Annotated in this window: 20 protein-coding genes and 1 pseudogene; 8 read left to right on the top strand and 13 right to left on the bottom strand. The window is 66.0% G+C overall.

Annotated features, from left to right (window positions below):
• Positions 1 to 13 precede the first annotated feature (13 nt).
• From QCE64_RS05440 to tsaB, 4 genes are read right to left on the bottom strand one after another with little or no spacing between them, the layout of a single operon-like run.
• A complete protein-coding gene (locus QCE64_RS05440; protein ID WP_310002990.1) occupies positions 14 to 997 on the bottom strand; it encodes a DUF1853 family protein in 984 nt (327 codons plus the stop codon).
• Positions 997 to 1,968: a uracil-DNA glycosylase family protein gene (locus QCE64_RS05435; protein ID WP_310002988.1), complete on the bottom strand. Its 972-nt coding sequence runs from the start codon at positions 1,966 to 1,968 to the stop codon at positions 997 to 999. Before QCE64_RS05435 ends, QCE64_RS05440 begins: the two co-directional genes overlap by 1 nt.
• The gene (gene rimI / locus QCE64_RS05430; RefSeq protein WP_309808045.1) at positions 1,955 to 2,449 is read right to left on the bottom strand and encodes a ribosomal protein S18-alanine N-acetyltransferase; all 495 of its coding nucleotides are present in this window, start codon (positions 2,447 to 2,449) and stop codon (positions 1,955 to 1,957) included. The genes QCE64_RS05435 and rimI overlap by 14 nt, the downstream gene beginning before the upstream one ends.
• A complete protein-coding gene (tsaB, locus tag QCE64_RS05425) occupies positions 2,446 to 3,243 on the bottom strand; it encodes a tRNA (adenosine(37)-N6)-threonylcarbamoyltransferase complex dimerization subunit type 1 TsaB (RefSeq protein WP_309915409.1) in 798 nt (265 codons plus the stop codon). The genes rimI and tsaB overlap by 4 nt, the downstream gene beginning before the upstream one ends.
• 182 nt (positions 3,244 to 3,425) lie before the next feature.
• Here tsaB and QCE64_RS05420 point away from each other — a divergent pair, with 182 nt between their 5' ends.
• The 3 genes from QCE64_RS05420 to aceA all read left to right on the top strand — a co-directional run bounded on the left by QCE64_RS05420 (position 3,426) and on the right by aceA (position 7,572).
• Positions 3,426 to 3,695 (top strand): acyl-CoA-binding protein, encoded by a 270-nt coding sequence (locus QCE64_RS05420; RefSeq protein ID WP_309915405.1) that lies wholly within the window; start codon positions 3,426 to 3,428, stop codon positions 3,693 to 3,695.
• Between the two features lie 508 nt (positions 3,696 to 4,203).
• The gene (locus tag QCE64_RS05415) at positions 4,204 to 5,868 is read left to right on the top strand and encodes a DEAD/DEAH box helicase (RefSeq protein ID WP_310002986.1); all 1,665 of its coding nucleotides are present in this window, start codon (positions 4,204 to 4,206) and stop codon (positions 5,866 to 5,868) included.
• A 396-nt stretch (positions 5,869 to 6,264) separates the two neighbouring features.
• Positions 6,265 to 7,572, top strand: coding sequence for an isocitrate lyase (gene aceA, locus QCE64_RS05410; protein WP_310002984.1), 1,308 nt, complete (start codon positions 6,265 to 6,267; stop codon positions 7,570 to 7,572).
• Between the two features lie 112 nt (positions 7,573 to 7,684).
• Here aceA and QCE64_RS05405 read toward each other — a convergent pair whose 3' ends face one another.
• Together QCE64_RS05405 and QCE64_RS05400 are read right to left on the bottom strand one after the other, a co-directional pair.
• Positions 7,685 to 8,119 carry a universal stress protein gene (locus QCE64_RS05405; RefSeq protein ID WP_309808040.1) on the bottom strand — a complete coding sequence of 145 codons (435 nt, stop codon included), beginning with the start codon at positions 8,117 to 8,119 and terminating at the stop codon, positions 7,685 to 7,687.
• 105 nt (positions 8,120 to 8,224) lie between these two features.
• Positions 8,225 to 9,136 carry a LysR family transcriptional regulator gene (locus QCE64_RS05400; protein ID WP_309915396.1) on the bottom strand — a complete coding sequence of 304 codons (912 nt, stop codon included), beginning with the start codon at positions 9,134 to 9,136 and terminating at the stop codon, positions 8,225 to 8,227.
• A 192-nt stretch (positions 9,137 to 9,328) separates the two neighbouring features.
• Here QCE64_RS05400 and QCE64_RS05395 point away from each other — a divergent pair, with 192 nt between their 5' ends.
• From QCE64_RS05395 to QCE64_RS05385, 3 genes are all read left to right on the top strand, one after another.
• Entirely contained in the window at positions 9,329 to 10,108 is a 780-nt protein-coding gene (locus tag QCE64_RS05395) for a haloacid dehalogenase type II (protein ID WP_309929736.1), read from the top strand.
• Positions 10,109 to 10,186: 78 nt separating this feature from the next.
• Positions 10,187 to 11,797, top strand: coding sequence for a malate synthase A (aceB, locus tag QCE64_RS05390; protein WP_310002982.1), 1,611 nt, complete (start codon positions 10,187 to 10,189; stop codon positions 11,795 to 11,797).
• A gap of 160 nt (positions 11,798 to 11,957) precedes the next feature.
• Positions 11,958 to 12,218, top strand: a complete 261-nt coding sequence (locus tag QCE64_RS05385; protein ID WP_309919647.1) for a DNA-binding protein — start codon at positions 11,958 to 11,960, stop codon at positions 12,216 to 12,218.
• Between the two features lie 21 nt (positions 12,219 to 12,239).
• Here the strand turns inward: QCE64_RS05385 and QCE64_RS05380 are convergent, their stop codons facing one another.
• Together QCE64_RS05380 and bamC are read right to left on the bottom strand one after the other, a co-directional pair.
• Positions 12,240 to 12,530, bottom strand: coding sequence for a putative quinol monooxygenase (locus QCE64_RS05380; protein ID WP_310002980.1), 291 nt, complete (start codon positions 12,528 to 12,530; stop codon positions 12,240 to 12,242).
• 484 nt (positions 12,531 to 13,014) lie between these two features.
• The gene (gene bamC / locus QCE64_RS05375; RefSeq protein ID WP_404987296.1) at positions 13,015 to 14,268 is read right to left on the bottom strand and encodes an outer membrane protein assembly factor BamC; all 1,254 of its coding nucleotides are present in this window, start codon (positions 14,266 to 14,268) and stop codon (positions 13,015 to 13,017) included.
• A gap of 421 nt (positions 14,269 to 14,689) precedes the next feature.
• Here bamC and QCE64_RS05370 point away from each other — a divergent pair, with 421 nt between their 5' ends.
• Positions 14,690 to 15,151, top strand: a complete 462-nt coding sequence (locus tag QCE64_RS05370; protein ID WP_309929733.1) for a DUF2844 domain-containing protein — start codon at positions 14,690 to 14,692, stop codon at positions 15,149 to 15,151.
• Positions 15,152 to 15,160: 9 nt separating this feature from the next.
• The gene (locus QCE64_RS05365; protein ID WP_310002979.1) at positions 15,161 to 16,462 is read left to right on the top strand and encodes a DUF3443 domain-containing protein; all 1,302 of its coding nucleotides are present in this window, start codon (positions 15,161 to 15,163) and stop codon (positions 16,460 to 16,462) included.
• An 85-nt stretch (positions 16,463 to 16,547) separates the two neighbouring features.
• Here the strand turns inward: QCE64_RS05365 and pcaC are convergent, their stop codons facing one another.
• The 5 genes and pseudogenes from pcaC to QCE64_RS05340 all read right to left on the bottom strand — a co-directional run bounded on the left by pcaC (position 16,548) and on the right by QCE64_RS05340 (position 21,055).
• Positions 16,548 to 16,937: a 4-carboxymuconolactone decarboxylase gene (pcaC, locus tag QCE64_RS05360; RefSeq protein WP_309808034.1), complete on the bottom strand. Its 390-nt coding sequence runs from the start codon at positions 16,935 to 16,937 to the stop codon at positions 16,548 to 16,550.
• A gap of 2 nt (positions 16,938 to 16,939) precedes the next feature.
• Entirely contained in the window at positions 16,940 to 17,728 is a 789-nt protein-coding gene (gene pcaD / locus QCE64_RS05355; protein ID WP_310004151.1) for a 3-oxoadipate enol-lactonase, read from the bottom strand.
• Between the two features lie 42 nt (positions 17,729 to 17,770).
• Positions 17,771 to 19,108: pseudogene (locus QCE64_RS05350) on the bottom strand (3-carboxy-cis,cis-muconate cycloisomerase); the annotation flags it as partial.
• 4 nt (positions 19,109 to 19,112) lie between these two features.
• Entirely contained in the window at positions 19,113 to 20,315 is a 1,203-nt protein-coding gene (gene pcaF, locus QCE64_RS05345; RefSeq protein WP_310002976.1) for a 3-oxoadipyl-CoA thiolase, read from the bottom strand.
• Between the two features lie 83 nt (positions 20,316 to 20,398).
• The gene (locus tag QCE64_RS05340) at positions 20,399 to 21,055 is read right to left on the bottom strand and encodes a 3-oxoacid CoA-transferase subunit B (protein WP_309915380.1); all 657 of its coding nucleotides are present in this window, start codon (positions 21,053 to 21,055) and stop codon (positions 20,399 to 20,401) included.
• Between the last annotated feature and the right edge of the window lie 13 nt (positions 21,056 to 21,068).

Here is a 21,068-nt window from a genome sequence, read left to right as displayed (position 1 = left end):
GTCCTGATTGACGTCAGACTGCCTGTCGGGCGAAGGCGCGCGCGGCGTCCGGCCATCCGTCCGGCACGATGAAGCCGCGCGATTCCTCGACCCAATCTTCCGCCTCGTTGCGCGCGTAGGTGGCGATCATCGTCGGCGTCGCCGCGTGAGCGAGGCGCAGGGCGATTTCGTCCGATTCGGCCACGAGCGCGTCGGCGGCCGCTGCATCGATCCGGCGCGACGCGAGCCACGCCATGCGCGGCTGCACGACCCAGGCGCGTTCGCCGTGCGAAGACGCGGCACGCGCCGCCCGCCATTCCGACGCCGTCAGCCACCAGCCGCGCACATGGTTCGCGCCGATCTCGGGCGCAGGCCTGACCGCCTCGGCATGCAGGCCGTGATAGAAGAGCCGGCCCTTGATGAAGGATTGCGCCCGCCAGGGACCGTCGAAGCCGAGCGCCGCGAATTCGGCGCGCGCGGTCAGCCCGAGCTGATGCGTGAGCAGACGCGCGTGCTTGAGATCGAAGCGATCCTGCAGGTTCGGGCCGACATAATCGGACAGCCGCGCGGTAGAGGCGGTGTCGCCCGAGCCGTCGCCGATATGCAGATAGAACTTCACCGCCAGTTCCCAGTGCAGCTTCGCGCCATTGGCGCCTTCGAGCAGGAAGTCGCATTCGCCGATGGTCTGGCGCTGGCGCCGTACCGGCACGTTCGCCGCGACGAGACGCGCCGCCGGCCCATGAACGAGAAAGTAGCGCAGCAGACTTTCCGCGTAGATGCCGAGACGGGTGAAGCGCGGATCGCGTGCGTGTTCATGCAGGCTCTGCGGCGCGGTGTCGAGTTGCGTGAGCCAGGCGAGCGTCGCGTCGTATTCGGCGGCGGACGCGACCGGCTGCGCCAGTTCCGCGTCCGCGCCGCTCAGCAGATCCGGCGCGAACAGCAGCCAGGCGAGGTCGCGCACGGTGACGTCGTCGAAACGTTCGACGAGGCGCGTCAGTTCGCTCGCCGTGACCGCCATCAGCGGCCGCCCTTCCCCGATGCTTGCCGCGCGTCTTCCCCGGCGCCGGGCTGGACGCCGAGCGCCGTGAGCGCGTCGCGATGGGTCGCGCGCGCGAGACAGAGATCGGCCCAGGCCTTCGACTTGTCCTGCAGACTGCGCAGCAGATAGGCCGGGTGATACGTGACGATCACCGGCACGCCCTGATACGCGTGCACGCGCCCGCGCAGCGACGCAATGCTGGCATCGCTCTTGAGCAGACTTTGCGCGGCGAAGCGTCCCATCGCGACGATCACCTTCGGCTTCACCAGGGCGACCTGCCGTTGCAGATACGGCTCGCAGCGCGCGACTTCATCAGGCTCGGGATTGCGGTTGCCGGGCGGACGGCACTTGATGACGTTGGCGATATAGACGTTCGACACGCGCGACAGCGTGAGCGCGCGCAGCATGTTGTCGAGCAGCTTGCCCGCCTGGCCGACGAACGGCTCGCCCTGCTTGTCCTCGTTCTCGCCCGGTGCCTCGCCGATCAGCATCCAGTCCGCCTCGCGATCGCCGACGCCGAAGACCGTGTTCGTGCGCCGCTCGCACAAACGGCAGCGCTGGCAGTTCGAGACACGGTCGGCGAGCGCATCCCAGTCGAGCGTGGCGATGTCGAGGTCGCCGGGGGCGTCGGCCAGCGCGGGTTCGGGGGCGGCGGGCGCTTCGTCGGCCCAGGGGAGATCGTCGTAGGCGTCGAGCGGCGGGAGGTCGGAAGCGGACGGCGCTTCCGGCCGCTCGGCTTTCGGTTGCGCGGCTTCGGGCCGTGAGGCCGGCAAGGGCGATGCGGCATGCACTTCCCTTCGATCCGTGACGGGCGGCGCTTCCCCAACCCCCGCAGCCGTTGCTTGCACTTCGGGCGCGTCCGCCTGCATCGCGGGGGCCTTGGCCGCCGCGCGCCGGACCCACACCGGCCCGATTCCGAGCTCTTCGATCAGCGATTCATCGAGCGCCATGCGCACTCTCCTTCGAAAACGACAGACGCATGACGATTGCGTCCTCGCGCGAGCGATGCCGCGCGGGGTAATAGTTCTTGCGGCGCCCGATGGCGGTAAAGCCGAAGCGTTCGTATAGCTGGATGGCGCGCGGATTGGACGGCCGCACTTCGAGCAGCACGCCTTCGAGCTTCTCGGAGCGCGTGATGCGCACCGCCTCGCGCAGCAGCGTGAGCCCCGCGCCCGCGCGCTGCGCCGCCGGCGCGACACACAGGTTCAGCAGATGCATCTCGTCGACCACCGGCATCAGCACGCAATAGCCGATCAGCGTGCCCGTCACATGCCGCAGGCAGACGCCGTAATACCCATTGCGCAAGGAATCCTGGAAATTGCCGCGGCTCCACGGAAACTCATAGGCGAGTTTCTCGACCGCGGCGACTTCGTCGAGGTCGGCTTCGGTCATCGGCGTGAGATACCGGTCCGCCAGCAGCACGCCGCTCACCGCAGCGCCTCCTCGCGGGCCCGCATGCGCTCGGCCGTGGTCTGCGCGACCTTGTCGCGCACGTATTCCGGCGCCGCGTGTTCGGGTGCGACGGTACGGCCCGCGCGCCACGCCCGCAAGCCGAGCAGCGCGACGGGCAACGCATGCGGCAGCGCCTCGCGATCCACGTGTGCGGCGGCGGCAAGCGCCGGCAGCCGCTCGCTGAAAGCCGCCGCGGCGTTGCCGGCCAGCGTGAACGGCACATCGGGCAGCGCGAGCGCGCCGGGCGCATCGAGCGCGGCCGGATGCAGCGTGCGCCACTCGTCCGACGCGGCGTCGTAGGCGTAGTCGGCCCAGTAGACCTCGTCCATGCGCGCATCGAGCGCGGCGAGCACGCGCTGCGGCGCGGCGGGATCGTGCAGGCGCGCCGCTTCGGCGCAGGCGAGCAGCGTGCTCACCGGCACCACCGGCACATTCAGTCCGAACGCCAGCCCCTGAGCGACGCCCGTTGCCGTGCGCAGACCGGTGAACGACCCCGGACCCGCGCCGAACGCGATGGCGCCGCAATCGGCGAGTGCGAGGCCCGCGTCGTCGAACAGCTCGCGCACCGCGGGCAGCAGGCGGGTGCTGGACACCGCGCCGGTGGCCTCGTGGCGGAACCAGGCGCGCACCGCGCCGCTCGCATACTGCGGCGCGACGGACGGGATGGCGGTGTCAGGGGAAGGAGAAGCGGAATCGGCGAGTAACAGCGCGACTGAGCAGAACTCGGTCGATGTGTCGAGAGCCAGCAGGACTGTGCGTGTGGCTGTGGGCATGGCAGTGCGTGTCATAGCCGGTATTGTAATGCGACACCTGCACCGGTTTCGCGCCATCGACGCTTACGACAGGAGGCGCGCGCGTCTGGAAGGCGTGCCCGGTTCGAAGAAAGCCTCGACAGGCAAAGCGCGTGGCGCTTGCTAAGATCGACCGCAGCCTTTTCAACCCGAATGGAGCACGCATGACCGAGATCGAGCAGCAATTCGTGCAGGCCCAAACCGACGTCACCGAGTTGCCCGAGCGGCCCGGCAATCTCACGCTGCTGCGCCTGTATGCGCTCTTCAAGCAAGGCAGCCTCGGCGACATCCAGGGCGAAAAGCCCGGCTTCACCGATATCGCCGGCAAGTTCAAGTTCGAAGCGTGGGAAGCGCTGAAAGGCACGCCCGCCGACGAAGCCAAGGCGCGCTACGTCGAACTCGTCGAATCGTTGAAACGCGGCGAAGCGACCTGAGCCTGCGGGGCTCGCTGCGTCATTCAGGCGCGAACATTCCCCGAAACGAACCGCACCGCATCTGCTCATGCCCGTCCCTGGCGCGCGAATGCGCCAAAACGGCGTCATGATCTGGCGCGGTGCAGCAAATTCCTATATACTTACGCTTCTGTGTCGTGCGGCGGCTGCCCGGCTTCTCAGCCAGGCCTCTTGCAGCAAGGCACATCGTAGCGTTTCGCTCCAATCCAGTTTAGAAACTGTCCCCTCCCTGCTAGGCCGTTTTGCGTTGCTTTGCACGCAGTCAGTGTCCCCGGCCCGTCATGCATCAGGCTGACGTCAGCGCCCATCGCTCGGTTCCGGCCGAACGGGCCTGCCGTATCCGATACAGCTTCTAACAAAGAGACTCACCGCCCGTTCGCGTGAGTGACCTTCGTTTTTCGATTTGCTCGCTGTTTTTTCGCTCGCTGAATCCAACGACTTGGGTATGCCGATTGGCGCCGACGCCTTATTCCTCGTTTCAAGGATCGACATGACTTCGAGCTTCACCGCTAGCCCGTTGGACAACCTCGCAGCAGACATTGGCCTCACCCCCACCACCGACACGCCCGTCGCCGCAGCCGCCCCGGCAGCCGACGTGCCCACCGGCCCCACTTTCGAATCGCTCGGTCTTTCGGAAGACATCATCTCCGCATTGACCGCCGCAGGCTACGCCAGCCCGACGCCCGTGCAGCAGCGCGCGATTCCCGCCGCGCTCGCCGGCCGCGACCTGCTCGTCTCCAGCCCGACCGGTTCGGGCAAGACGGCCGCGTTCATGCTGCCCGCCATCGAGAAGTTCTCGCAGATGCAAAAGCTGGAAGCCCAGCAACCGCGCCCGCCGCGTGACCCGAACGCCGCGCGCGGCCGTCGTCCGCAGCCGATCGCGCGTCCGAAGCTGCTCGTGCTGACGCCGACCCGCGAACTCGCGATGCAAGTCTCGACCGCTGCTTCCACCTACGGCAAGCACCTGCGCCGCCTGCGTACCGTCAGCATCCTCGGCGGTGTCGCGTACGGTCAGCAATTGATGCTGCTCGCGAAGAACCCCGAGATTCTCGTCGCCACGCCGGGCCGCCTGATCGATCACCTCGAGCGCGGCCGTATCGACCTGTCCGAACTGAACATGCTCGTGCTCGACGAAGCCGACCGCATGCTCGACATGGGCTTCATCGAAGACATCGAGACGATCGTCGACGCCACGCCGGCCTCGCGCCAGACGCTGCTTTTCTCGGCGACCATCGACGGCAAGATCAGCTCGCTGACCGGCCGCCTGCTGAAGGATCCGGAGCGCATCGAGATCGTCCAGAAGCTCGAAGCGAAGAGCAACATCGCGCAGACCGTGCACTATGTGGATGACCGCGATCACAAGGACCGCCTGCTCGACCACCTGCTGCGCGACGACGCGCTGGACCAGGCGATCGTCTTCACGGCGACCAAGAGCGACGCCGACCTGATCGCCAACCGTCTCGCCGACGCCGGCTTCGAATCTGCCGCGCTGCACGGCGACCTGCCGCAAGGCGCACGCAACCGCACCATCCGCGCGCTGCGCGAGCGCCGTGTGCGCGTGCTGGTGGCGACCGACGTCGCGGCTCGCGGCATCGACATTCCGGGCATTACGCACGTCTTCAACTACGACCTGCCGAAGTTCGCCGAAGACTACGTGCACCGCATCGGCCGCACCGGCCGGGCGGGCCGCAGCGGCACCGCCGTCAGCCTCGTGCATTACGCCGAGATGGGCGCGCTCAAGCGCATCGAGCGTTTCGTGCGTGCGCCGCTTCCGGTGAATGTCGTGGTCGGCTTCGAGCCGCGCAAGAGCCCGCCGAAGGGCGGTTTCGGCGGCGGCCGCGGCCGTCCGGGCGGCAACGGCGGTGGCGGCCGACGCTTCGGCAATGGCGGCGGCAGCAGCAGCGGCCGAGGCTACGGCCCGAGCAACGCCAGCGGCTACGGCAACAAGCCGAATGCCGGCTCGCGTGAAGGCGGTTATCGCGGTGGCAACAGCGAAGGCGGCTATCGCGGTGGCAACAGCGACGGTGGTTATCGTGGCGGCAACAGCGACGGTGGTTATCGTGGCGGCAATCGCGGCGAAGGCGGCTATGGCTCGCGCGACGGCTACAGCGCACGCCGCAACGACGGCCCGCGCGCACCGCGCCGCGGCAGCTAAGCCCTCGTCTGACAGGAAGCGGCCATGCGCCGCTTCCGGCTTCACCAGAAAACCGATGCCCCGTGCATCGGTTTTTTTTCGCCTTGTCGCCATATTTCACGATGCGCAATGGCCTTTTGTGTCGCAAAAGATGTGCTGCGCGGCACAAATTTACGCATTGCAACATAGAAAATGCAATTCCGAATGACGAAATCTCAAGCTTAAATTACTGATTCTAAACAATAAAAAGATTCGCAATTTCTGCTCACAAGGGGTGTTTCGCGCGGCGTCGTTTGCCTAGACTCTTATATAAGAGTTGAGCAAAACACAGCGCCCGATACGGCGCACCCAGCTCAAGTCCAGGAAAAATCACCGCTTCACGAATCGCTGTTCATTCCAATCTCAAGGAGAAACGCCATGACCTCACGTCAACAACTCGCTCAGCAACTCCATCAGCAATGGGAAAGCAACCCGCGCTGGAAGGGCATCAAGCGTGGCTACTCGGCGGACGACGTCGTGCGCCTGCGCGGCTCGGTGCCGGTGGAGCACACGCTCGCGCGGCGTGGCGCGGAGAAGCTGTGGGCGTCGATCAACGAAGAGCCGTTCGTCAACGCGCTCGGCGCGCTGACCGGCAACCAGGCGATGCAGCAGGTCAAGGCCGGCCTGAAGGCCATCTATCTGTCGGGTTGGCAGGTGGCGGGCGACGCCAACGTCGCGGGCGAAATGTATCCCGACCAGTCGTTGTATCCGGCCAATTCGGTGCCGCTCGTCGTCAAGCGCATCAACAACACGCTCACGCGCGCCGACCAGATCCAGTGGTCGGAAGGCAAGAATCCCGGCGATGAAGGCTACCTCGACTACTTCGCGCCGATCGTGGCCGACGCCGAAGCAGGCTTCGGCGGCGTGCTCAACGCGTTCGAACTGATGAAGGCGATGATCGAAGCCGGCGCGGCCGGTGTGCACTTCGAGGATCAGCTGGCTTCAGTCAAGAAGTGCGGCCACATGGGCGGCAAGGTGCTCGTGCCGACCCGCGAAAACGTCGCCAAGCTGACGGCCGCGCGCCTCGCCGCCGACGTCTGCGGCACGCCGACGCTGCTGATCGCCCGCACGGACGCCGAAGCCGCCGATCTCGTCACCTCCGACATCGACGACAACGACAAGCCGTTCCTCACCGGCGAGCGCACCGTGGAAGGTTTCTTCCGCACGAAGCCGGGCCTGGAGCAGGCGGTGTCGCGCGGTCTCGCCTATGCGCCCTACGCGGATCTCGTGTGGTGCGAGACGGGCAAGCCGGACCTCGAATACGCGAAGAAATTCGCCGAGGCGATCCACAAGGAATTCCCGGGCAAGATGCTGTCGTACAACTGCTCGCCGTCGTTCAACTGGAAGAAGAATCTCGACGACGCGACCATCGCCAAGTTCCAGCGCGAACTCGGCGCGATGGGCTACAAGTTCCAGTTCATCACGCTCGCGGGCTTCCACGCGCTGAACTACTCGATGTTCAACCTCGCGCACGGCTACGCCCGTTCGCAGATGAGCGCGTTCGTCGAACTGCAGCAGGCCGAGTTCGCCGCCGCCGACAAGGGCTTCACGGCGGTCAAGCATCAGCGCGAAGTGGGCACCGGCTATTTCGACGCGGTCACGCAGACGGTCGAGCGCGACGCATCGACCACCGCGCTGCACGGCTCGACGGAAGACGAGCAGTTCTTCGACAAGAAGGTGGCTTGACCCTCGCGTCGATCATCACGCGGTAACAGGCTGAATCAGGGAGCGTAGTGAAGAAAGCGGCGGCCGCCGTCCTCGCGAAAGCGGGCGGCGGCCGCTGCGCACTGGCCGGTTCTCAACGATACACGATCACAGGAATCTTGGTGTGCGTGAGCACGCGCTGCGTCTCGCTGCCGATCAACAGGCTGCCGAGCCCGCGGCGTCCGTGCGACGCCATCAGGATGACGTCGCAGCCATTCTGCTCCGCCGCTTCGATGATGCCGATATACGGCGCCGCCTCGATGCTCGTGACGCTGTTGCAGGGCACGCCGGCGTCGTCGGCGGCGCGCATGACCGCATGCAGATGCTCGCGGGCTTCGTTCTCGGCGCGGGCGTGGAAATCGTCGGGCGGCTCGACGGCGACATCCGCGAACGGCGAATACGGATATTGCGGCAGACACGCATAAGCCGTGATGCGCGCGCCAACGGATTGCGCGAGATCGATCGCGCCGTCGATGGCCTTCTGCGACAGCTCGGAGCCGTCGGTCGGCACCAGGATGTGCTTGAACATGGCGTCCTCCTTCGAACCTCGGGGCACGCTTCATTGTAGTCAGGGCCGCGCGGCGGCGAGACGTTTCGCGCCGGACTGCCCGGCGTGCCGGAGCGAACGTCCCTGCTACGCCTCGTCGCCCCAATATCCCGGAGCGTTGTACGTATGCTTGAGCAGATCGAGGAACAGGCGCACGCGCAGCGGCAGATGCCGGCGCTGCGGAAACACCGCGTGAATGCCGATGGGCGGCGCAGCAAAGCCTTCGAGCACGCTCACGAGCCGTCCTTCACCGATGTCCTCGCCGACCTCCCACCACGAGCGCCACGCCAGTCCACGGCCTTCCAGACACCATTCATGCAGGACCGCGCCGTCGGAACATTCCATCGTGCCCGACACCTTGATCGTCACGACCCGGCCGTCCTGCTGGAACACCCAGCCGCGCTGCTGATTCGCCGATGCCCCGAGCGCCAGGCAATTGTGCTGGGCGAGCGCGGCGAGATCGGCGGGCGTGCCGCGGCGCGCCAGATAGTCCGGCGACGCGACGCACACGCGCCGGTTCTCGCCGAGCTTCAGCGACACCAGCGACGAATCCGGCAATTCTCCGAGCCGCACGGCGCAGTCGAAACCTTCATTGACGAGATCGACCATGCGGTCGGTCAGGTCGAGGCTCACCGACACATCCGGATGCTGCGCGGTGAAGCGCGGCACCAGCGAGGCGACATGCCGCCGGCCGAATCCCGCCGGCGCCGACACACGCAAGTGCCCGCTCGCCTTCACGCCGCCCGCCGATACGCTGGCCTCGGCGTTCTGCATGTCGTTGATGATGCGCTGGCAATCCTCCAGGAACGCCGAACCTTCGAAGGTCAGCGTGATCCTGCGCGTGGTGCGCACCAGCAGCTTGACGCCAAGACGTTCTTCGAGCGCGTCAAGCCGGCGTCCGATCACGGCCGGCGCGATGCCTTCCGCCTGCGCCGCCGCCGAGAGACTGCCTTTCGCTGCCACCGAGGCGAAGGTTTCTATCTGCTTGAACCGATCCATGCGTTTTCGTCGTCATTCAGGGAGACCGGACACAGATTAGGTATTAAAAAGTAAAAGATCAAGTGATGTTGCGGTGCTTTTTCCATCACCTGGATCACGAATAAAATCGGTCCCGACCTCTACACGGAGCGCACGGCTATGTCGGCCAGAACGACACTCACCGCAAACGCGACACCCCCGTCTCTCCCCGACATGCCCCGGCTTCCGCGCGCCGTCATCTTCGATGCCTACGGCACCCTCTTCGACGTCCATTCGGTCGTCGCCGCCGCCGAACAGCTGTTCCCGGGACGCGGCGTCGCGCTGTCGCGGCTGTGGCGCCGCAAGCAGATCGAATACACCCAATTGCGTACGCTCGCCGACCCGGCCGGCACGCACTACGAGCCGTTCTGGAAGATCACCGTCGATGCGCTGCGCCACGCCGCCGCGCGTCTCGCGCTCGCCGACGCGCTGACCCGCGCCGCCGAAAAGCGCCTGCTCGACGAATACGCGTGCCTCTCGACGTTTCCCGACATCGTGCCGGCGCTCACGGCGCTGCGCGACCGCTTCAACCTGCCGCTCGCGATCCTCTCGAACGGCAGCGCCCCGATGCTCGAGGTCGCCGTGAAAAGCGCCGGCATGAGCGGCCTGTTCGATCACGTGCTGTCCGTCGATGCCGCGCGCGCCTATCCGCCCGCCCCCGCCGCGTATGCACTCGGCACGCGCGCCTTCGACGCGCCGCCGCGCGACATCGTGTTCGTCTCGGGCAGCGGCTGGAACGTCGCGGGAGCGACCTGGTTCGGCTACACGAGTTTCTGGATCAATCGCGCGGCGCTGGCGGCCGAAGAACTCGGCGTCGCGCCGCATGGACGCGGGCGCGGCATGGCGGATCTCGTCGCGTTCGTCGAAGCGAGCGCGGTGCGCCCGCCCGCGCGAGAGCGCAGCCGCACAGCGGGCAGTACGGCAGGCAGCGCGCGCCGTTCGTCCGCGGCCTGAGTCGCCACGCATCAATCCCACGCAAGCCACTACGCAAAACCAGCAAGCAAAACTGTCTGACCGACCAAGGAGAAAACAATGACCTCAATCTCGAATCCGCTCTCGCTGCCGAAAGGCATGACCATCTCGGCCGACATCAAGCCGGACTACCAGGCCATCCTGACGCGCGAAGCGCTCGAACTGGTCGCGGCGCTGCACCGTCAGTTCGAACCGCGCCGCCAGCACTTGCTCGCCGCACGCGTCGAGCGCACCCAACGCCTCGACGCCGGCGAGCGCCCCGATTTCCTCGACGCCACGCGTTCGATCCGCGAGAGCGACTGGACCGTCGCGCCGCTGCCGAAGGATCTGCAATGCCGCCGCGTCGAGATCACGGGTCCGGTCGAGCGCAAGATGATCATCAACGCGCTCAATTCCGGCGCCGATTCGTACATGACCGACTTCGAGGATTCGAACGCGCCGAACTGGGACAACCAGATCGTCGGTCAGATCAATCTGCGCGACGCGGTGCGCCGCACGATCTCGCTGCAGCAGAACGGCAAGTCGTACACGCTCAACGACAGGACCGCGACGCTGATCGTCCGTCCGCGCGGCTGGCATCTCGACGAAAAGCACGTGACCGTCGACGGCCAGCGCGTGTCCGGCGGCCTGTTCGACTTCGCGCTCTATCTGTTCCACAACGCGCACGAGCTGATCGCGCGCGGCAGCGGTCCTTACTTCTATCTGCCGAAGATGGAGAGCCATCTCGAAGCGCGCCTGTGGAACGATGTGTTTGTCGCGGCACAGGAGGCGGTCGCCATTCCGCGCGGCACGATCCGCGCAACCGTGCTCGTCGAGACGATTCTCGCCGCCTTCGAAATGGACGAGATCCTCTACGAACTGCGCGAGCACAGCTCGGGCTTGAACGCGGGCCGCTGGGACTACATCTTCTCGGCGATCAAGAAGTTCAAGAACGACACGGACTTCTGTCTCGCCGACCGCGCGAAGATCACGATGACCTCGCCGTTCATGCGCGCCTATGCGCTCGAACTGCTGAAGACCTGCCACAAGCGCAATGCGCCGGCGATCGGCGGCATGTCGGCGCTGATTCCGATCAAGAACGATCCCGCGGCGAACGAGCGCGCCATGGACGGCGTGCGCTCCGACAAGACGCGCGACGCCACCGACGGCTACGACGGCGGCTGGGTGGCGCATCCGGGCCTCGTGCCGATCGCGATGAAAGCGTTCGTCGACGTGCTCGGCGATCAGCCGAACCAGATCGGCAAGCAGCGCCCTGATGTCCAGGTTACCGCGCACGATCTGCTCGATTTCCGTCCGGAAGCGCCGATCACCGAAGCCGGTCTGCGCAACAATGTGAACGTCGGCATCCACTATCTCGGTTCGTGGCTCGCGGGCAATGGCTGCGTGCCGATCCACAACCTGATGGAAGATGCCGCGACCGCCGAGATCTCGCGCTCGCAAGTGTGGCAGTGGATCCGCTCGCCCAAGGGCTCGCTCGACGACGGCCGCAAGGTCACGGCCGCGCTGGTGCGCGAGATCACCATCGACGAGCTGGAGAAGGTGAGAATGAGCGTCGGCGCAACGGGCGCGGACACGAAGCCGTATGAACGCGCGGCGAAGATCTTCGAGGAGATGTCGACCTCGGCCGACTTCACCGAGTTTCTGACGCTGCCGCTGTACGAGGAGATCTGAGCGCGTCGTCCGCAACGACGCTTCAGCGTGCGAGAAAAACGGCCTGCGGGCCGTTTTTTCGTTTGAGGCGCATGATGGACCGAGCATGGCGTGTGCTACATTGCGCATCGCCTTTTTCAACGATTCAACCGTGGAGCGCACTCACCGTGCGAACGACAGCATGAGCAACATCCAGCTCGATATCGAATGGACCGAAGCGGCATCGCGCAAGATCGAAAAACTGATGCCGCGCAACGCCAGCAAGGACGCATACCTGGCGCTGCCGCCCATCGAATGCCTGCCGATGGAAGGCGACGTGCTCTTTCTCGGTCCGGACGGCAAGCAGCAGCCGTTCATCGTCGCGGAACGCCAGTACCATCACGAAGGCGACGCCGACTGGACCATCATCCTCATTCTCGACGTGCCGCACGAAACGCACTGACAACGTCCCGCTCCTGCGGGCTCAGAGGAGCTTCGTCGCCTTGCGCACTTCGCCGTGTTCGCACAACGCCGGCGCCTTCGCGCGGAATGCCTGGATGTGCGGCGCCCGTCCGTGTGCGTCGAGCGCGTCCTGGCTCTCCCAGCGCTCGACGAAGATGAAGCGGCGCGGCTCCTCGTTGTCGCGATGCAGGTCGTATTGCAATGCGCCGCGCTCCTTGCGCGTCGGCTCGACGTTCGCTTCGAGCACCTGCTTCAGTTCCTCTTCCTTGCCCGGCTTCGCGACAAATATCGCGACAACGGCGACTTCCGACATGAGCTTCTCCTGTCTTCGTTGATTGACGAAGCACGAGCATAACCGTCCGCGTCATGCGCTGCCGGAATCACATGAGCGCGACACAGGCGCAAGCCACAAAGAAAAAGCCCGCGTTTCGGTGGAAACGCGGGCAAAAACCGTCGCCCTACGAGGATAGGCGACGGGGCCATCGGGGCTCGCTGCATGGCGAGCCAATGTTCGGCATGTCTGGTGCATTGCGCGGGATGACTCGCTTGTCGAAGAAGTTCAAGCGGCGATTCGCGCCATTGATGCAATGTACTATCCATGGGCCTATTCTTTATAAGCTTTTGCGCACATTTCCCGATCGAAAGAATTGTCTGCGCATATCGAAGGCGAGTTTCGCATTAGCGCGCATTACGAAACGAGCATGCGATGACCGCTTTTGCTGGAATCTTCGCGAGCGATGCAAACAAAAACGCCTCCCGGAGGAGGCGTTGCGAAGAGCAGCGTCTTGCGGGAGAGATCAGCTGATCTGCCCGGCGAGGAGCGCCATGATCTGACGCGCTTGCGGCGACGAATCCGGATTGCCCTTGTCATCGACAATCGCGACGCGCGTCTGCGCTTCCGTCACGGCCCGCACGTTGACCTGATACTGCTTGGCCTTCATTTCCTTGCGGCCGTGGAACACCTGGCTCCAGAAGCCCTGCTCCGCCGACGTCTTGTCGGTCGGATCGACGTAGCGCACGTAGTACATGCCCTTGGCGCGATCCCGGTCATCCACGGTGAAGTTCGCGCGATCGAGCGCGGTGCCCACGCGCAGCCACGCGCGATCGTAGGCTTCCGGCAAGGTGATTTGCGAGGTATCGGCCTCGGGCACGACTTCGTTGCGGATCGGCGTGTTGCCGGCATTCGCGACGTTCTGTGCCGCGACCGAAGCCGCCTTGGCATCGCCGCCCTTCGCAGCTTGCGCGCCTGCACCTGCCGCGCCGACGGCGGCCGGCGTATCCAGCGAAGTCGCGCCGCCTGAAGCCGCGCGCTGGTCGGACAACGCGAGCGAGGACATCAACCGCTTCAGATATTCGTTCTCGAGCGCGGGATCGTTGGGACGCGCTTGCCACTGGCTCGAATCGTTGTTGACGCCGGTGAGCGCCTCACGCATGCCCTTCTGGCTGACGAACACGTAGGTGCCGCCGTCCGGCGCTTTTTCGAGACGCGTCCGGTACTTGTTGCGCTCGGCCGTGACATACGAATTGCCGGTGGCCTTGGCGAGCGTGTCGCGAATCAGGCCGTCGGAAATCTGCGGATGGGTTTCGTTCCAGTCCGTTTCCATCACGCCCTTGTCGCGCTGATCCACCACCAGCAGGAAGCCCTGCTCCTGCCAGAAGCGACGGATTTGCGGCCACACCTGATCAGGGGACTTGCCGTCGACCACGAGCCAGCGCTCGGCGCCGTCCCGCTGGATGTGCATGCCCGAGACGGGCGGCACGACGGTCGGCGCGTTCGGGGCGACTTTCTGTACTTGCTGGAGATCGGAGAGCGAGGCCTGTCCGCCCTGCGGCGGCAGCGAGCGCGAGTCGGATGCTTCGTCGATCAGATTCGGCGGCACGGCGAGAGACACCTGCTTCGAACGCTGATCGCTCTTGTAATTGAACGCATTGGGATTGGTCGAGCCGCATCCCGCCACGATTCCTGCCACCGCGAGCAGCGCAGCCATGCGCGTGGCCGCCCGCGTGGTGAGCTGCTGGGTTACCCGCCTGGTTACACGAAAATCTGTCATGTCTGGAAAGTCCTTCCGCTACGCCACGGGCGTTCTTCCGTGGATCAACCCGTTATTTTACCGATCCCGCGCGCGCTGGTGCAAAAACACGGGATATCCCTCATGACCGGCACGGCGGCATGAGTCGGCAAGCCTGTGTTGCATTCGATCTCGGTCCTTCGTTGCGACGCCCGACGCCGATGGACCATTCGGACGAGCTGCCAAAGCGACCCGACAAGAAATGACAATTTATGACGATTGATCAAGGCGGCGTTTGCCGTTCATGTTCGCGCCAACCCGCTGATTCATATTGGATTTTCTTGATGAGCGCAATATTCGGCGTATAGCTGTTCAAAAGCAGCCATCTATTGCGAAGGCTAACCATAACCCTAGAATCTCCTCTAAAACAATACGAAAACTCCCAATCTGAGAGAGAGATTCGATGGCCAAGATCAGACATCCTAAAAATATCGCGCGGGGGCTCGCGGTATGTTCTCTACTGCTGACGGCGACCGCGACGGCTCATCTCGGCGGTACGGTGCGCGCGTCGGACGAAGCGTCGGACGCCGTCATGCGGCGGGCGCAATCGGGCCTGCCGGCCTTCAGCGAAACGACCGACGCGAACGGGATCGTCATCCGCGAGTATGTCGATGGAAACGGCGCGGTCTACGCCGTATCCTGGCGCGGGCCCGCGATGCCGGATATCCAGGCGCTCCTGGGCGCGCATTTCGAGACGTTCAGGGAAGGCGCGCTGGCATCGATGGGCGCGCTCGGACTGCACACGGCGCAGGTGGCGACAGGAGACCTGGTCGTCGAGAACCACATGCGCCTGCGCGAGTTCAGCGGACGCGCGTGGCTCGCGAACGCGCTGCCGCCCGGCGTGAACGCGTCGGACATTCAGTAGGAGGCCGCCATGCCCTGCCTCGAAGCGTTTCGTGAAGCCTGCGCGCTGCTGCTCGTCATGACGCTCTGCTCGCTGCTGGTTGCCTGCGGCGGCGGTGGCGGAGGAGATGGCGCGGCGGGGGGGGCCAGCGCCCGCGGGACCGCCACCGCCCAACCCGCGCCACCCGCATCTTCGGCTGCACCCGCACAGGCAAGCGCGCCGGACGCGGCGAGCACGGCCGTCGTGCAATCGTCGTTGCCCAACGTGCAGCCCGTCACCGTGTCCCGCACCTCCACCGACACGCGCAACATGCTGCAAACCAGCGTGACGCTCTGCGTGCCGGGCACGAACACCTGCCAGACCATCGACGGCATTCAGGTCGATACCGGATCGCACGGTCTGCGTGTCCTGGCCTCCGCGCTCGATCCGACGATGGCGCTGCCGCCCGTCGCGGGCAGCACGTCCGGCTCGGCGATGGCGGAATGCGCCGTGTTCGGTTCCGGCTACACGTGGGGCGCGGTGCGCCAGGCCGACATCCGGCTCGCGGGCCAGCTGGCGGCCTCGACGTCGGTGCAGATCATCGCCGACCCGTCGGTCCCCGCTGTTGCGCAGGATTGCAACCAGTCGGGACTGTCGATGCTCAACGCAACCACGCTGCGCGGCAACGGCATTCTCGGCATCGGGCCTTTCGTCGCCGATTGCGGCGCGAACTGCGCCAGCGCGCCCATGCCGCGCTGGTATTACCAGTGCACGTCGGGCGCGTGCGCCGCAAGCCCGCTCGCGGTCGCGCAGCAGGTGACGAATCCGGTCGCGAACTTCGCCACCGACAACAACGGCGTCGTGATCGAACTGCCCGACGTGCCGGATGACGGCGCCTTCAGCGTCAACGGCACGCTGACCTTCGGCATCGGCTCGCAGGCGAACAATGCGCTCGGCTCGGCCACGGTGCTCGCCGCGAATGCGTCGAGCGCCTACGTGTCGACGGATTTCGGCGGCACGACCTATGGCGCGAGTTACATCGACAGCGGTTCGAACGGCCTGTTCTTTCCCTCGACGACACTCGCCCGCTGCGGCGCATGGTTCTGTCCGGCGACGACGCAGTCGCTCAGCGCGACGATCCGCTCGCCGGCGGGCGCGCAAAGCACGGTGAATTTCAGCGTCGCGTCCTCGACGAGCCTGTTCGGCAGCGGCAATTACGCCTTCGACAATCTCGCGGGGCCGTCGAACAGTGGCTTCGCCTGGGGCTTGCCGTTCTTCTTCGGCCGGCGCGTCTTCACGGCGTTCCAGGAACGCGCGACGCCGGCCGGCGCCGGTCCTTACTACGCGTTCTGAACCGCGCATGAAAAAAGCCGTCCCGGTTTGCGCCGGGACAGCTTCAGGATCCGCTTCGATATCTGCTTCGAGAACGCGCGCGCGGCTAGGCCTGCTTCTGCTTCTCTTCGTCGAAGATTTTCTGCGCCAGGTGATACGCCGAGTTAGCTGCCGGCACACCGCAATACACGGCCGTCTGCAACAGCACTTCCTTGATCTCGTCCTGCGTCACGCCGTTGTTCTTCGCGGCGCGCAGATGCAGCGCGAGTTCCTCGCTGCGATTCAGCGCGACCATCATCGCGATCGTGATGAGGCTGCGCGTGTGCCGCGGCAGGCCGTCGCGCGTCCAGATCTCGCCCCATGCATAACGCGTGATGAAGTTCTGGAAATCGGTCGTGAGTTCGGTGCGGTTCGCAAGCGACCGGTCCACGTGCGCGTCGGACAACACCGCGCGGCGTACCTTCATCCCGGCTTCGTAGCGTTCGTCATCGGTCATGCTCATGCTCCAAGAAAGTCGAGAACGGCGCTGGTGTATTCGTTGCGCTTTTCGATGTTCGACAAATGCGCCGCGTCCAGTTCGAGATAACGCGCGCCTTCGATATAACCCGCCAGCTCGCGGCCCTGCTCGGCGGTCGTCGAGAGATCGTGCGTACCGGCGATCATCAGCACCGGCAGCGTGATGGTCTTCGCTTCGTCACGCAGGTCGGCGTCGCGGATCGCTTCGCAATTCGACGCGTAGCCTTCGCCCGACGTATGGCGGAACACATCGCGGATGTTGGCGAGCGCAAGCGGCTCGCGCTCGATGAACGGCGCGGTGAACCAGCGCGCGATCACGGCGTCGGTGAGCGCGGGCATGCCGCCCGGCTCGCGCGCTTTCGCGGCGCGCGGCGTCCACACCGCGTCCGAGCCGATCAGCGCGGCCGTGTTCGACAACACGACGCGCGCAAAGCGCTGCGGATGCCGCGCCGCCAGGCCGATGCCGGTGAGACCGCCCATCGACAGCCCGCAGTAGTGCGCGCGCTCGATCTTCAGATGATCCATGAGGCCGATCACGTCGCCGATCAGCTGATCGATCGTGTACGGCCCCGGCGGCACGTCCGAGTGACCGTGGCCGCGCGTGTCGTAGCGCAGGACCCGGTAACGCTGCGCGAAGGCCTCGATGTTCGGTGTCCACATCGACACATCCGCGCCGAGCGAGTTGGACAGCACGAGCCACGGGGCGCTGTCGCCGGCCGTGGCATCGACGCGATAGTGCAGCCGGGTTCCGTTGACTTCAGCAAGAGGCATGTCTTGACGCTCCTGTTCTTTCGGTTCTTTCAAGTTGGCGTTCGCGATGGCCGCATCGACGAACGACTGCGCCTGTCCGACGTAGTTCGCCGGATCGAGCAAGGATTCGAGTTGAGCGCGCGACAGATGGCGCATCACGGTTTCGTTGGCGGCGAGTGCTTCGAGCAACGGACGGCCGTTCGCGACCGCCGCCTTCGATGCCCCTTCCACCAGCTTGTGCGCCTCCATCCGGCCGATGGCATCGCCCAGCGCCAGCATCACCGCTTCGCCGAGCACGAGGCCGTGGGTGGCATCGAGATTCTGCGCGAGCCGTTCCGCGTTCACTTCCAGCCCCGCGACGATGCCGTTGAGATTCGTCACCGCGCCCGCCGCGAGCCGCGCGAGGTCGGGCAGCGCTTCCCATTCGGCCTGCCAGCCGCCGAGCGCGCGTTCGTGCTCCTGGACCATGCCGGCAAAGATCGTCGCGACGAGATTCGGCGCGCGCGTCGCGGCCGTCAGCACCGCCGCGCAGCCGACCGGATTGCGCTTGTGCGGCATCGTCGACGAACCGCCCTTGCCCGCCGCCGCCGGCTCCGCGACTTCGCCGACCTCGGTCTGCATCATCAGCGAGATGTCGCGCGCGATCTTGCCGAGCGTGCCCGTCAGCATGCCGAACCAGGCCGCGGCTTCCGCAATGCGGTCGCGCTGCGTATGCCACGGCAGGACTGGCAGCGTCAGATGGAGATCGTCCGCGAGCGACTGCGCGACCGGCAGTGCGTGGTCGCGCAGACTCGCGAGCGTGCCCGCCGCGCCGCCGAACTGCAGCACCAGCGCGCGCGCTTTCAGCTCGCCCAGGCGCGCGCGCTGGCGCGTGATGGCGTCGAGCCATTGCGCGAACTTGAGACCGAGCGTGATCGGCAGCGCCTGCTGCAGCCACGTGCGGCCGATCATCGGCGTCGCGCGGTGCGCCTGCGCCTGCGCGGCGAGCGCCGTGGCGAGCGTGCGCAGGTCGGCATCGAGCTGATCGAGCGCGGCGCGCAGTTGCAGCACCAGTCCCGTGTCGATGATGTCCTGGCTCGTCGCGCCCCAGTGCACATACTTCGCGGCCTCGGCGTCGCGCGCCTTGACCACGGCCGTCAACTGCTTGACGAGCGGAATGGCCAGATTGCCGCCCGCCTGCGCGCCGCTCATCAAGGCTTGCGCGTCGATCTCGTCGGCCTGGCACGCGGCGACGATCGCGTCCACGGCGCTCGCCGGAATCACGCCATGCAACGCCGACGCACGCGCGAGCGCGGCTTCGACGTCGAGCATCGCCTGCACGGTCGCGCGCGGCGACCAGAGCGCGTTGGCGGCCTCGCTGCCGCAGATCAGATCCGTGAGACGTCCCGTGGCTGCGAACATGCGCTTACGCGCGCTCGATGACGATCGCGATGCCCTGGCCCACGCCGATGCACATCGTGCACAGCGCGTAGCGGCCGCCGGTGCGATGCAGCTGATAGCTCGCGGTCGTGACGAGACGCGCGCCCGACGCGCCGAGCGGATGGCCCAGCGCGATGGCGCCGCCGTTCGGGTTGACGCGGGCGTCGTCGTCGGCCACACCGAGCATGCGCAGCGTCGCGAGACCTTGCGCGGCAAACGCTTCGTTCAGCTCGATCACGTCCATCTGGTCGATGCTCATGCCGAGGCGCGTCAGCAGCTTCTGCGACGCCGGCGCCGGACCGATGCCCATCACGCGCGGCGGCACGCCCGCCGTGGCGACGCCGAGAATGCGCGCGCGCGGCGTGAGGCCGTGACGCTGCGCGCTTTCTTCGTCGGCGATCAGCATGGCGACCGCGCCGTCGTTTACGCCCGACGCATTGCCGGCCGTCACCGAACCGTCCGGCCGCACGACGCCCTTCAGCTTCGCCAGCGCCTCGAGCGTGGTTTCGCGCGGGTGTTCATCGCGCCCGACGACCAGCGGGTCGCCCTTCTTCTGCGCGATCGTCACCGCGACGATCTCCTGCGCCAGCGTACCGTCCTGCTGCGCGCGGGCCGCCTTCTGCTGCGAGCGCAGCGCGAACGCGTCCTGATCGGCGCGGCTCACCTTGTAGTCGTCGGCGACGTTTTCGGCGGTTTCCGGCATCGAATCGACGCCATATTGCTTCTTCATCAGCGGATTGACGAAGCGCCAGCCGATGGTCGTGTCATGGATCTCGGCGGCGCGCGAGAACGCGCTCGTCGCCTTGCCCATCACGAACGGCGCGCGGCTCATGCTTTCCACGCCGCCCGCGATCATCAGCGTGGCTTCGCCCGCCTTGATCGCGCGCGCGGCAATGCCGACCGCGTCCATCCCGGAGCCGCACAGGCGGTTGACGGTCGAGCCCGGCGTGCCGACCGGCAGGCCCGCCAGCAACGCCGACATGCGCGCGACGTTGCGGTTGTCTTCGCCCGCCTGGTTGGCGCAGCCGTAGATCACTTCCTCGACCGCGTCCCAGTCCACGTCCTTGTTGCGTTCGATGAGCGCGCGCAGCGGCACGGCGCCGAGATCGTCGGCGCGCACTGACGAGAGTGCGCCGCCGTAACGGCCGATCGGCGTGCGGATCGCATCACATACGAAGGCTTCTTTCATTGCTTGGCTCCAGTATTGTCTTGTGTCTCTCAGGCTCAGGCTCAGGCTCGGGCTCGGGCTTCGGCTCGGGCTCGGTATGCCGTTCAGGCGGCTTCGCTCAGCGGGGCATATTGCAGCGGCACCTGCGCGAGCTTCTGCAGCTCATCGAACGACAGGCCTTCCACCATTTCCCGCACGACGAAGCCTTGCGGCGTGACGTCGAACACGGCGAGGTCCGTGTACACGCGATCCACACACTGCACGCCCGTCACCGGATACGAGCATTGCGCAACCAGCTTGCTTTCGCCCTGCTTGGTCAGCAGTTCCATCATCACGTAGACCTGCTTTGCGCCAATTGCGAGATCCATCGCGCCGCCGACCGCTGGAATCGCATCCGGCGCGCCGGTGTGCCAGTTCGCGAGATCGCCGTCCGCCGACACCTGGAACGCGCCGAGCACGCAGAAGTCGAGATGGCCGCCGCGCATCATCGCGAACGAATCCGCGTGATGGAAATAGGCGCCGCCCGTGAGCAGCGTGACGTGCTGCTTGCCGGCGTTGATGAGTTCGTCGTCTTCCTCGCCCTTGGCCGGCGCCGGGCCCATGCCGAGCAGGCCGTTTTCGCTGTGCAGGAAGATCTCGCGGTCCGCCGCGAGGTGGTTGGCGACGAGCGTCGGCACGCCGATGCCCAGGTTCACGTAGGCGCCTTCGGGAATGTCCGCGGCCACGCGCCGGGCCATTTCGTCACGAGTGAGTTTCTTCATGGCTATATCCTTC

It is taken from the genome of Caballeronia sp. LZ043, assembly GCF_031451075.1.
Taxonomy (GTDB): Bacteria; Pseudomonadota; Gammaproteobacteria; order Burkholderiales; family Burkholderiaceae; genus Caballeronia.
This window is presented reverse-complemented; position numbering and strand designations above follow the sequence as displayed.